Source organism: Bradyrhizobium sp. CB82, from assembly GCF_029714405.1.
Taxonomy (GTDB): domain Bacteria; phylum Pseudomonadota; class Alphaproteobacteria; order Rhizobiales; family Xanthobacteraceae; genus Bradyrhizobium.
In genome coordinates this window covers 8,574,211-8,586,460 of sequence record NZ_CP121650.1, presented here as the reverse complement: position 1 = coordinate 8,586,460, position 12,250 = coordinate 8,574,211, and the positions used below count along the sequence as shown (strand labels likewise).

Here is a 12,250-nt window from a genome sequence, read left to right as displayed (position 1 = left end):
ATTATGCAATCGCGTGATGATAATCGGAAGGCAATGAACCCCCCCGCGATGGCCTCGCGAGGGGTGTTTTTCGCAACTCGAATCCGCGGGGTGGCTAACCGCCGACGTCGGCGCTGATCACGTCGCCGAACAGCTCCCACTTCTCGCCCTTGAACTTCTCGAGCTGGAGCTGGCTGATCGGCGCGAAGTCGGTCGCGGACGTGTTGATCTGGATGCCGGGCAGCAGCACCTCGGTGCGGAAGCCCTTCAGGCTGGCCGCCTGCTTCATGACGTTCTCGCGCGTGAGATTGTCGCCGCACTGCTTCAACACCTGCACCAGGGTCTGCGCCACGCCGTAGCCGACGATGGTGCCGTGGTCGAGCTTGTCGCCGTCCGGAAAGTACTTCGTCATGAAGGCGAGAAATTCCTTCATGCCGGGATCGTTGTTCCACTGCGGATCCGACACGTCCTTCAGATAGTCGGCGGAGATGACGTCCTGGGCGTTCTCGAAGCCGGCGGGCTTCAGCACGCTGCCGACGGAGGCCGAGACGTTGTTGAGGAAGTGCAGCGGTTTCCAGCCGATCTCGGCGTTCTTCTTGATCGCCTGCGCCGCGAATTTCGGCGTCGTGATGTTCATGAAGACGTCGGCGCCGGTCGACTTCAGCTTGACGATATGGTTGTCGATCGTCGGTTCGGAGGTCTCATAGCTCTCCTCGGCGACGATCATGCTCGCGGCCTTGGAGCCGAGGCCATCCTTCAGGCCCTTGAGATAGTCCTTGCCGTAGTCGTCGTTCTGGTAGAGCACCGCGATCTTGGCGTCAGGCTTGTTCTTGAGCAGCCACTTCGCATAGATCTGCGTCTCGCTCTGGTAGTTGGGCTGCCAGCCCATGGTCCAGGGGAAGTCTTTCGGATCGTTCCACTTGGTGGCGCCGGTCGCGACGAAGAGCTGCGGCACCTTTTTCGAGTTCATGTATTTCTGGATCGCCGAGTTCGGCGGCGTGCCGAGCGAATTGAAGATGAACAGCACCTCGTCGCTCTCGACGAGCTTGCGCGCCTGCTCCACCGTCTTCGGCGGCGAATAGGCGTCGTCATAGGAGATGAAGTTGATCTTGCGGCCGTTGATGCCGCCTTCCTCGTTGATCTTCTTGAAATAGGCGGCCTCGGTGCGGCCGATGATGCTGTAGGCGGATGCCGGTCCGCTATAGGGCATGATGTTGCCGATCTTGATCTCGGTGTCGGTCGCGCCGGTATCGTATTTCTTCTGGGCTGATGCAGTGGAGGTCGAGGCCGCGAACAGCGCAAGCGCGACTGCCGCGGCGGCAAGTTTGCCAGTAACAGCGGGCATTCCAGTCTCCCTGATTTTCTTGGTGTATGTGCGTCCTTTTCTTTTGGACTTCTTGGCGACGCGGCGACGATTGAATACGATTTGCGATGCAGCATCAAGAAAAAGCCCCTGCGACCAGCTTGCAGGGGCTGCTTCTTTAGTAGTCATTGGTTGGCCAGGCCGGACCTTTAGCCGCTGACGTCGCCACTGAGGACATCGCCGAACAGCTCCCAGGTTTCGCCCTTGAAGCGCATGAGCTGCACCTGGGACAGTGGAGCAAAGTCGGTGGGGCTGGTGTTAACCTTGATCCCCGGCAGCAGGCCGCTCGGTTCGAAGTCCTTCATACTGGCTGCCTGCTTCATCACGTTGGCGCGCGTCAGATCGTCGCCACATGCCTTCAAGACGTGCACGAGGCCTTGGGCCACGATGTAGCCGTACATCACCGATGCATCCGCGCGGTTGGCTTCGGGATAGTACTTGTCGAGGAACTCATTCCAGGCCTTCATCGCCGGATCGTTCTTCCATTGCGGATCGGTCGGATCCTTGTAGTAGTTCGAGGAGATGATGCCTTGCGAGGCCTCGAAGCCGGCCGGCTTCATGACGCTGCCGATGGAGACCGAGACGTTGTTGAGGAAGTGCATCGGCTTCCAGCCGATCTCGGCGTTCTTCTTGATGGCCTGGGCTGCGAATTTCGGCGTTGTGATGTTCACGAAGACGTCCGCGCCGGTGGCTTTCAGCTTGACGATGTGGTTGTCGATGGTCGGCTCGGACGTTTCATAGCTCTCTTCGGCAACGATCATCGACGCAGCCTTGGCGCCAAGCCCGTCCTTCAATCCCTTGAGATAATCCTTGCCATAGTCGTCGTTCTGGAAGAGCACCGCGATCCTGGCGTTCGGCATCTCCTTCAGGATGTATCTTGCATAGATCCGCGTTTCCATCTGGTAGTTTGGCTGCCAGCCCATGGTCCAGGGGAAATCCTTCGGATTGTCCCACTTGGTGGCGCCGGTCGCGACGAACAGTTGCGGCACCTTCTTCGAGTTCATGTATTTCTGGATTGCCGAGTTGGGCGGCGTGCCGAGCGACTGGAAGATCAGGAGCACCTCGTCGCTCTCGACCAGCTTGCGCGCCTGCTCCACCGTCTTGGGCGGCGAGTAAGCATCGTCATAGCTGATGAAATTGATCTTGCGGCCGTTGATGCCGCCTTCTGCGTTGATCTTGCGGAAATAGGCCTCTTCGGTCTTGCCGATCACGCCATAGGCCGACGCCGGCCCGCTATAGGGCATGATGTTGCCGATCTTGATTTCGGTGTCGGTTGCGCCGGTGTCGTATTTCTTCTGCGCCAGGGCTGCCGTCGAGAGCGTGGCAGCCAGCGCAATGGCGGCCGACAAGGCCCCCAAGCGCACATGCGTTGCAGGCATCTTGATCTCCCTAGGATCCGGTTCAAATGTGTCGTTTGTTATTGATTGGGGGCGCGGTTTCCCATCGCTCCGTAACACATTGAATACCCATCCCTCTTCGCCAGCAAGAAAAACGCCCCCCGCGGAATGACGGCAGGGGGCGCGATTTGATCGAAGCAAGGGGGAATATTTGGGGCCTTCGACGTAAGGATGAGATGAGTGCTGGTTGATGTCGATCGCACAAGCGATCTTTAATTGCGTCGAGCTCAGCGATCACCTAACGGCCCAGCTCGCTCGAGAGCACGTCGCCGAACAGCTCCCAGGACTTGCCCTTGAAGCGCATCATTTGGAGCTGCGAGATCGGCGCGAAATTGTCCGGCGCGGTGTTGATCGTGATGCCTGGAAGCAGCGTATCCGGTGCGAAATCCTGCAAGCTCGCGGCCTGCCTCATGACGTTCTCGCGCGTGAGATCGTCGCCGCACATCTGAAGAACCTTCACCATCGTCTGCGCCGCGCCGTAGCCGAATGCGACGGCGGCATCGAGCCTGTTCGCCTTGGGATCAAACTGCGCGAGGAAATCGTAGAACCTCTTCATTCCGTCATCGGCGTTCCACTTCGGGTCGGAGCCGTCCTTGACATAGGTCGCCGAGAGGATGCCCTGCGACACCTCGAAGCCGGCAGGCTCGATCACTCCGCCGACCGATGCCGAGACGTTGGAGATGATGTGCATCGGATGCCAGTTGATCTCGGCCGCCTTCTTGATCGCCTGGGCCGCGAATTTCGGCGTGGTGATGCTGATGAAGACGTCGGCGCCGGAGGCCTTCAGCTTCACGACGTGCTCGTCGATCGCGGGCTCGGAAGTATCGTAGCCGTCCTCGAGCACGATCATCGAGGCCTTCGGCCCGAGGCCGTCCTTCAGGCCCCTCAGATAGTCCTTGCCGAAATCGTCGTTCTGGTAGAGCACGCCGATCTTGGCTTCCGGCTTCTCCTTGATGATGTATTTGGCGTAGATGCGCGCTTCGCTGGCGTAGCTCGGCTGCCAGCCCATGGTCCAGGGGTAGTTTTTCGGATCGTTCCATTTGGAGGCGCCGCTCGCCACGAACAATTGCGGCACCTTCTTCTCGTTCATGTACTTGCGGATGGCGCCGTTGGTGGAGGTGCCGAGCGATCCGAAGATCAGGAGCACCTCGTCGCTTTCGACGAGCTTGCGGGCCTGTTCGAGCGTCTTCGGCGGCGAGTAGGCGTCGTCGTAGGAGATGAACTTGATCTTGCGGCCGTTGACGCCGCCTTCCGCATTGATCTTGTTGAAGTAGGCCTCTTCGGTCTTGCCGATCACGCCATAGGCGGAGGCCGGCCCGCTGTAGGGCATGATGTTGCCGATCCTGATCTCGGTGTCGGAGGCGCCCGTGTCATATTTCTTTTGCGCCAGAGCGGTGCCGTTCGTTGCAGCGCACAAGACGAATGCGACCGACAGGGCCACGAACTGATGACGGACGGCAGTCATTGCTCCCCCACCTTGGGTTAAATTCGGGCGCCGCATTGAACAAGATTGACGCCTGCCGTCAACAAAAAGCCCCCGAGATTTCTCGCGGGGGCCCTTAGCCGATGGTTGCAGATCAAGCCCGAGCTTGAGCGCTTCATTCGGGCGCGACGTCGCCGCTGATGATGTCGCCGAACAGTTCCCATTTGTCACCCTTGAACCGCTGCATCTGCAACTGGCTGATTGGGGCGAAGTCGGTCGCGCTGGTGTTGATTTTCACGCCGGGCAGCAGGGGGTCCGGAGCGAAGTCCTTGAGGCTCGCCGCCTGCTTCATGACATTCGCGCGGGTGAGATCATCGCCGCACATTTCCAACACCTTCACGAGTGTCTGCGCGGCACCGTAGCCATAGACGACGAAGCTGTCGTTCTTGTCGGTGCCGGGCATGTACTTGTCGATGAACTCCGACCACTTCTTCATGCCGGGGTCATTGTTCCACTGCGGGTCGCCGGCGTCCTTGGCGTAGGTCGCCGACAACACGCCCTGTGCGTTTTCGAGGCCGGCCGGCTTCATCACGCCGCCGACCGAGCTCGAAACATTGGTGACGATCTGCAGGGGCTTCCAGGAAAGCTCGGCCACCTTCTTGATGGCCTGGGCGGCAAATTTCGGCGTTGCGTAGATCACGAGCACGTCGGGATTGGCGGCCTTGATCTTGACGATATGGCCGTCGATCGAGGGCTCGGACACCTCGTAGCTCTCTTCGATGATGATGTTCGAGGCCTTCGCGCCGAACCCGTCCTTGGTGCCCTTGAGATAGTCCTTGCCGAAATCGTCATTCTGGTAGAGCACCGCGACCTTGGCGTCGGGCTTCTCCTTCATCAGCCACTTCGCGTAGATCTGCGCTTCGCTCTGGTAGGAGGGCTGCCAGCCCATGGTCCAGGGGAAGTTCTTCGGATCGTTCCACTTGGTGGCGCCAGTCGCAACGAACAGCTGCGGGATCTTTTTGGCGTTCAGATATTTCTGGATCGCGGTGTTCGAGGGCGTGCCGAGCGGATTGAACACGGCCAGCACCTCGTCGCTTTCGACGAGCTTGCGGACCTGCTCGACCGCCTTCGGCGGAGAGTATCCATCGTCATAGGTAACGAAGTTGATCTTGCGACCGTTGATGCCGCCCTTCTCGTTGATCATCTTGAAATAGGCTTCTTCGGTCTTGCCGATGACGCCATAGGCGGAGGCCGGCCCACTATAGGGCATGATATTGCCGATCTTGATCTCGGTATCGGTCGCGCCGGTATCGTATTTCTTTTGGGCGAGTGCTGCGCCGGAGGCGATCGTTCCGACCGCCGTTACAACCGCGGCGATTCCCAGTATTCTTGCTCGCAGCAATTCAGTCTCCTTTTGAGCGTTTCAGTTCTTCTTGAGTTTGCCAATCAACTGTTGGCCGATGATCGCGACCTGCCTTGCACCGTGCGGCACGAGGTAGATGACGAGGAACAGCAGCACGCCAAACACCGCGCCCGAGAGTCCCTTGGAGATGCTCTCCGCGATGTTCGGCACGAAAATGATGAAAGCCGCGCCGACGAACGAGCCGGGCAGCCAGCCGACGCCGCCGACGACCATGCCGAGGAACAGCGAGATCGCGAGCGTGAAGCTGTAGCTGTCGGGCGCGACGAACTGCACGGCGATCGCGCTGAGGCCGCCGGCGACGCCGGTGATGCCGGCGGAGACGCCGAAGGCCAGCGTCTTGTACAAGGCGACGTTGACGCCCATCGACGAGGCCGCGATCTCGTTGTCGCGGATCGCCATGAAGGCGCGGCCCGAGCGGGAGCGCAACAGGTTCACCGAGAGGATATAGATCGCGAGGGTAACGACGAGCGTGAAGTAGTAGAGCCACATGTCCTGGCCCATCGGCAGGCCGAACGGGGCGTCCGGCTTGGTGACGACGAGGCCCTGAACGCCGCCGGTCCAGTGCTCGAGGAAGTTCAGCTTCAGGAGCTGTGGCATCGCGGTCGCGAGCGCGAAGGTCGCAAGCGCCAGATAAACGCCGGACAGCCGCAGCGCCGGCTGGCCGAACAGGAAACCGAAGCCGAAGCAGATCACCCCGGCAACCGGCAGCGTGAGCGCATAGTTGACGTTGAACTGCTCCATCAGCACCGCTGTGATGTAGGCGCCGACGGCATAGAACGCGCTCTGGCCGAGCGAGAACTGCCCCGAACCCCCCGTCAGGATGTTCAGCGCCAGTACAGCGAGCCCGTAGATCAGGAGCATCGTCAACTGGAAGATGATGAAGTTCTTGGCGAACAGGGGGACGATCAGGAGCGCTGCGAGCACCACCAGCGAGGTGGTCGTGCCCAGCGTCATGGCCCGCTTCGGAACGGCTTCGACGGCCTGGTGGCCTTCCGCGACGATTTCTTCTGCTGCGCTCATGATCAAACTCGCTTGACGACGTGCCGGCCGAACAGACCAGCGGGTTTGACGACCAGGACGGAAATGATCAGCGCGAGGGCGATCGGAAGTTTCAGCTCATTGCCGACGCCGGGGATGTAGGTGCCGGCGAGGTTCTCGAAGATGCCCATCAAAAAGCCGCCGACAACAGCGCCGAACGGGCTGGTCAGGCCGCCGAGCACGGCTGCGGCAAAGCCGTAGAGCAGGACGCCGACCATCATGTTGGGCTCGAGGAACACGACCGGTGCGATCAGCATGCCGGCGATCGCACCGATCGCGGACGCCATGCCCCAGCCGAGCGCAATCATCCAGCTGGTGTTGATGCCGACCAGCCGGGCCGATTCAGGCAGCGAGGCCGCCGCCCGCATGGCGAGCCCGATCCGCGTGTATTGGAAGAAGAAAAACAGGCCGAGCAGCAGCAGCAGGGTGACGCCGATCATGCCTGCCTGGTGGGTCGAGATGAGCTGGCTGCCGAGGAAGGGCGAGGATCCGAACGGGGTGGGATACTGCTTGATGGTGAAGTCCCAGATCAGACCGGCCGAGGAGTTGATAATGGAAAAAAGCGCGATGAAGCCGGCGACATTGGTCAGGATCGGCGCTTTTGCCAGCGGCTTGAACAGGATGCGCTCGATCGCGACGCCGCCGATGAAAGCGAAGACCAGCGTCAGCACGAAGGCGCCCCAATAGGGCACGCCCCATTGCATCAACTGCCAGGAGATGAAGGTCGAGAACATCGCCATCTCGCCTTGCGCGAAGTTGAGATGATCGATCGCCTGGTAGATCATGACCACCGCGAGCGCCATGCAGGCGTAGATCGCGCCGGTGGCAATGCCGGCCAGGACCTGGTTGGTGAACAGCTCCATCGTCCCGGCTCCCTCAGTAACCCAGATAGGATTTGCGGATTTCTTCGTTGTTCGCGATGTCCTTGGCATTGCCCGACATCACAATGCGGCCGGTCTCGATCACATAGGCCTGGTCGGCCAGTTCGAGCGCGAGCTGCGCGTTCTGCTCGACCACCAGGATCGTGACCTTGTCCTCGCGGTTGATCTTGCCGAGGATCTTGAAGAGGTCGCGCACGACCAGCGGCGCAAGCCCGAAGGACGGCTCGTCCAGCAGCATCAGGCGCGGCCGCAGCATCAGCGCGCGGGCAACCGCGAGCATCTGCTGCTCACCGCCCGACAGCGTGCCGGCCTGCTGGGTATGTCGCTGCTTCAGCACCGGGAAATGCGCATACATGCGCTCGATGTCGGAGACGATGCCGGCATTGTCGTTGCGGGTGATGGCTCCGAGCTGAAGATTTTCCTCCACCGTCATGTTGGTGAAGGTGCCGCGGCCCTGCGGTACATGCGCGATGCCGAAGCGCACGATATTCTCGGTCGAGCGGCTGGCGAGCGGCTTGCCGTCGAACTCGATCGCGCCGGTGGAGCGCACCATGTTGCAGATCGCGCGCAGCGTGGTGGTCTTGCCGGCGCCGTTGGCACCCAGGAGCGTCGTCAGCGAGCCCTCGTTGAGCGAGAAGGACAGGCCGTGAAGGGCCTGCACCTGTCCGTAAAAGGCGCGCAGGTCCTTGACGTTGAGCAGCATCGTCATTGGTCCTTGCTCCCGAGATAGGCCTTGATGACGTCGGGATCCGCCTGCACCTGGGCGGGCGTGCCTTCCGCGAGCTTCTTGCCGAAATTCAGCGCCACGACGTGATCAGCGATCGACATCACGAGGCCCATGTGATGCTCGACCAGCAGCACGGTCATGTGGCGGTCGTCGCGGATGCGGCGGATCAGGTCGCCGAGCACGTAGACCTCTTCGTGGTTGAGGCCGCCGGCCGGCTCGTCGAGCAGCAGGATCTTTGGATCCGCCGCCAGCGCCCGCGCCAGCTCGACGCGCTTCTGCGTGCCGAATGGCAGGCCGGAGACGGTGTTGTGGGCGACGTCCTCGAGGTCGAGATAGGCGAGGATCTCGTGCACCTTCTTGTTGACGCTCGACTCGCTGCGACGAATCCACGCAAGGCGCAGGGAGTCGCTGATGATGTCGCTTGAGGTGCGCGCATGCGTGCCGACGCGCACATTGTCCATCACCGAGAGGTTGGGGAACAGCGCCACGTTCTGGAAGGTGCGGCCGATGCCGATCTCGGCGATGCGGTGCGGCGGGCGCGTCAAGATGCTCGCGCCTTCCATCAGGATGTCGCCGGACGAGGGTTGGTAGAGCCGGGACAGGCAATTGAACAGTGTGGTCTTGCCGGCGCCGTTGGGACCGATGAGCCCGAGGATCTGGCCCTTGTGCATGTCAAACGACACGCCGTTGAGCGCGACGATGCCGCCGAACACGACGCTGACGTCGCGAACCGCGAGCAGAGGAGAATTCCCCTGCGCGAGCTGTGCCTGCGTCATCTCGTCTCGCCCACAGCGTTGAGTGGGCCGGAGGGCGACACGAAACGCCCTCTGCAACGACGATGGCTATCTGATCCCCTCGGCCACACGTGCAACTTTTCCTCCTGATTTAAGCTTCTTGCCGGCTTCTTTTTTGAATTGCGGCGCAATTCCGCCGAGCGCCGCTTCGATGTTCCTTACCATCGCCAAGAGACGTGGTCCAATGTCGGTGATCAAACGCTCTTCCGTGAAGCGGAATGCGGGCGCGCCGCAGTTGAAAGCGTAGGGACCGGTTCCGTCGTTCAGCCTGAGTGCGACGCCGGCGGCGCCGATGTCGTCGTGCCAGTCGCCAACCGAGATCGCAAACCCGTATTTCGCGACGACCTCGCCGGAACGTTCGAGCCCGTCGCGCAATTTCGGCCAGCGGCTGCCGTAATGTTCGCGCAGGTCGCGCAGAAGCGAAGCGCGTTCCTCTTCGTCCAGCGCCCAGAAATAGGCGCGACCCATCGCGCTGGTTGCAATCGGCACACGGGAGCCGACGTCAAGTTGAACGCCGACCGTCTCGCTGCCCCGGCTCTGCCCGAAATAGATCATGCTCTGGCGGTCCCGACCGCCGACCGCGACCGCGCCGCCTGTGGCGCGCATCACGTCCTCGCGAAACGGCTCGGACAGATGTCGAATGCCGAGATTGGCCAGCGCCGCGTAACCGAGCGCCATCGCGGCCGGCGCGAGCTGGTACTTTTCGAAGCGGGGAACCGGTGTAAGATAACCGAGCTTCGTCAACGTATAAGTCAGCCGCGAGACGGTTGGCTTGGGCAAATTCGTACGGGCCGCAATCTCTTGATTGCCGAGAAGTCCGTCATTGGGTTGGAATGCGCGCAATACATCGAGCCCGCGGGAAAGCGCGACGACGAAGTTCCGATCAGTCGCTGGTTTCTTTCCTGTACGCTTCATCCCTGATCTGCTTCTTGCGCGGAGTCGTTGACAAGGCTCGTGCTTCAAAATAACCCTGCCGTCAAGATGCGAAATTAAATTCCGCACTGCGAAATTGAAGCAAAAGTAGATCCTTAACCGGGAGGGTATGCCGTGAGCGAAGTGGTCAAACTTGAGCGTCATGACGAGATCGGAGTCGTCACGGTCAACAGCCCTCCGGTGAACGCACTCAGCGCGGCCGTCCGCGGCGGAATCCTGGAATGCGTCAAGCAGGCGGTCGCCGATCCCGCCATCAAGGGCATCGTGCTGACCTGCGCGGGCCGCACGTTTATTGCCGGCGCAGACATCACCGAGTTCGGCAAGCCGCCGAAGCCGCCCGCACTCAACGACGTGCTCGCAGAGATCGAGAATTCGCCCAAGCCCGTGGTCGCCGCGATCCACGGCACCGCGCTCGGCGGCGGCCTCGAGGTTGCGCTGGCCTGTCATTTCCGCGTCGCGACCAAGGACGCAAAGTGCGGCCTGCCCGAAGTGAAGCTCGGCCTCTTGCCCGGCGCCGGCGGCACCCAGCGCCTGCCGCGCGCGGTGGGCCCGGAACTCGCGGTCAAGATGATCGTCGGCGGCGATCCGATCGGCGCGGCGGAAGCGCTCAAGAACGGCCTGATCGAGGAGATCGTCGAAGGTCCGACGCTCGGCGCCGAAGCCTTCGTCCGCAAGCTGCTCAATGAGAAGCGTCCGCTGCGACGCCTGCGCGATGACGACAGCAAGATCGCCGCGGCCAAGGCCGACCGCTCGATGTTCACCAATGCGGTCGCCGCCATGACCAAGAAGGCGCGCGGCCTGGAGGCGCCATTCGCGGCCGCCGACGCCGTCGGCTATGCCATCGACCTGCCGTTCGACGAAGGCCTCAAGAAGGAACGCGAAGGCTTCCTCAAGCTCCTCACCAGCGATCAGTCGAAGGCCCAGCGCTACGCGTTCTTCGCCGAGCGCGAGGCCAACAAGATCGCAGGCGTGCCCGAAGGCACCAAGTCGCGTCCCGTCGAGCGCGTCGCCATCCTCGGTGCCGGCACCATGGGCGGCGGCATCGCGATGTCCTTTGCCAATGCCGGCATTCCCGTGACCCTGATCGAGACCGGCGAAGAGCAGCTCAAGCGCGGCATGGGCATCATGCAGAAGAACTGGGAAGCGACGGCCGCGCGCGGCGGCATCCCGGCTGACGCGCCTGCCATGCGCATGGCGCTGATCAACGGCGTTGTCGGCATCGAGAACGTCGGCGATGCCGACCTCGTCATCGAGGCGGTGTTCGAGACCATGGCGGTGAAGAAGGAAGTGTTCGGCAAGCTCGACCAATACGCCAAGCCGGGTGCCGTGCTCGCCTCCAACACCTCGTATCTCAACATCGACGAGATCGCGAAGGCGACCAAGCGCCCGCAGGACGTTTTGGGAATGCACTTCTTCTCGCCGGCCAACGTCATGAAGCTCTGCGAGATCGTGCGCGCCGACAAGACCGCGCCGGATGCGCTGGTGACCGCCGTCACCATCGCGCGCAAGATCGCGAAGGTGCCGGCCGTGGTCGGCGTCTGCGACGGCTTTGTCGGCAACCGCATGCTGGCGCAGCGCGGCAAGCAGGCGGAAAAACTGCTGTTCGAAGGCGCGCTGCCGCAGCAGGTCGACGCTGTCGTGACCAAGTTCGGCATGCCGATGGGCCCATTCGCGATGGGCGATCTCGCCGGCCTCGACATCGGCTGGCGCTCGCGGAAGGACCGCGGCATCAAGTCGGAGATCGCGGACGCGCTCTGCGAAGCCGGCCGCTTCGGTCAGAAGACCGGCAAGGGCTACTACAAGTATGAAGCCGGCTCGCGCGCACCGCTGCCCGATCCCGAGGTCGAGAAGCTGATCGACGAGACGCTGCTGCGCCTCGGTCGCAAGAAGCGCGTCGTCAGCGACGAGGAGATCCTCGAGCGCATGATGTACCCGATGATCAACGAAGGCGCGAAGATCCTGCAGGAGGGCATCGCGGCCCGTCCGTCGGATATCGATGTGGTCTGGCTCTACGGTTACGGCTGGCCGATCTATCGCGGCGGCCCGATGTACTGGGCCGACACGGTTGGCCTCAAGCACATCGCCGATCGCCTGTCGGTCTACGCCAGGGAGACCAACGACCCGAGCCTCGAGCCCGCGCCGCTGCTGAAGAAGCTCGCGGCGGAAGGCAAGACCTTCGCCTCGCTCGCTGCCGAATCGAAAGCGGCGTGATGGCCGCTGGCACACTCTCTCCGTTCCCTCCCCCCTTGCGGGGGAGGGCCAGGGAGGGGGGTAGCCCCAGGCGACGTCGGC

10 protein-coding genes are annotated in these 12,250 nt (G+C 62.0%); 1 reads left to right on the top strand and 9 read right to left on the bottom strand.

The annotated features are described in order from the left end of the window. Positions 1–94: 94 nt before the first annotated feature. The 9 genes from QA640_RS40715 to QA640_RS40675 all read right to left on the bottom strand — a co-directional run bounded on the left by QA640_RS40715 (position 95) and on the right by QA640_RS40675 (position 9,940). The gene (locus QA640_RS40715) at positions 95–1,324 is read right to left on the bottom strand and encodes an ABC transporter substrate-binding protein (RefSeq protein WP_283038227.1); all 1,230 of its coding nucleotides are present in this window, start codon (positions 1,322–1,324) and stop codon (positions 95–97) included. 167 nt (positions 1,325–1,491) lie between these two features. After that, the gene (locus QA640_RS40710) at positions 1,492–2,721 is read right to left on the bottom strand and encodes an ABC transporter substrate-binding protein (RefSeq protein WP_283038226.1); all 1,230 of its coding nucleotides are present in this window, start codon (positions 2,719–2,721) and stop codon (positions 1,492–1,494) included. Positions 2,722–2,977: 256 nt separating this feature from the next. After that, entirely contained in the window at positions 2,978–4,204 is a 1,227-nt protein-coding gene (locus tag QA640_RS40705; RefSeq protein WP_283038225.1) for an ABC transporter substrate-binding protein, read from the bottom strand. 133 nt (positions 4,205–4,337) lie between these two features. Then, a complete protein-coding gene (locus QA640_RS40700) occupies positions 4,338–5,564 on the bottom strand; it encodes an ABC transporter substrate-binding protein (protein ID WP_283038224.1) in 1,227 nt (408 codons plus the stop codon). 21 nt (positions 5,565–5,585) lie between these two features. Beyond that, on the bottom strand, positions 5,586–6,605 hold the full coding sequence (locus tag QA640_RS40695; RefSeq protein WP_283038223.1) for a branched-chain amino acid ABC transporter permease: 1,020 nt from the start codon (positions 6,603–6,605) through the stop codon (positions 5,586–5,588). A gap of 2 nt (positions 6,606–6,607) precedes the next feature. Continuing rightward, positions 6,608–7,486, bottom strand: coding sequence for a branched-chain amino acid ABC transporter permease (locus QA640_RS40690; protein WP_283038222.1), 879 nt, complete (start codon positions 7,484–7,486; stop codon positions 6,608–6,610). A gap of 13 nt (positions 7,487–7,499) precedes the next feature. Then, positions 7,500–8,213 carry an ABC transporter ATP-binding protein gene (locus tag QA640_RS40685; protein WP_283038221.1) on the bottom strand — a complete coding sequence of 238 codons (714 nt, stop codon included), beginning with the start codon at positions 8,211–8,213 and terminating at the stop codon, positions 7,500–7,502. Then, the gene (locus QA640_RS40680; protein WP_283038220.1) at positions 8,210–9,007 is read right to left on the bottom strand and encodes an ABC transporter ATP-binding protein; all 798 of its coding nucleotides are present in this window, start codon (positions 9,005–9,007) and stop codon (positions 8,210–8,212) included. The genes QA640_RS40685 and QA640_RS40680 overlap by 4 nt, the downstream gene beginning before the upstream one ends. Positions 9,008–9,073: 66 nt before the next feature. Continuing rightward, a complete protein-coding gene (locus QA640_RS40675) occupies positions 9,074–9,940 on the bottom strand; it encodes an IclR family transcriptional regulator (protein ID WP_283043042.1) in 867 nt (288 codons plus the stop codon). A 132-nt stretch (positions 9,941–10,072) separates the two neighbouring features. On the opposite strand from QA640_RS40675, the gene QA640_RS40670 reads away from it, so the two are divergent. After that, the gene (locus QA640_RS40670) at positions 10,073–12,169 is read left to right on the top strand and encodes a 3-hydroxyacyl-CoA dehydrogenase NAD-binding domain-containing protein (RefSeq protein ID WP_283038219.1); all 2,097 of its coding nucleotides are present in this window, start codon (positions 10,073–10,075) and stop codon (positions 12,167–12,169) included. Positions 12,170–12,250: the final 81 nt, after the last annotated feature.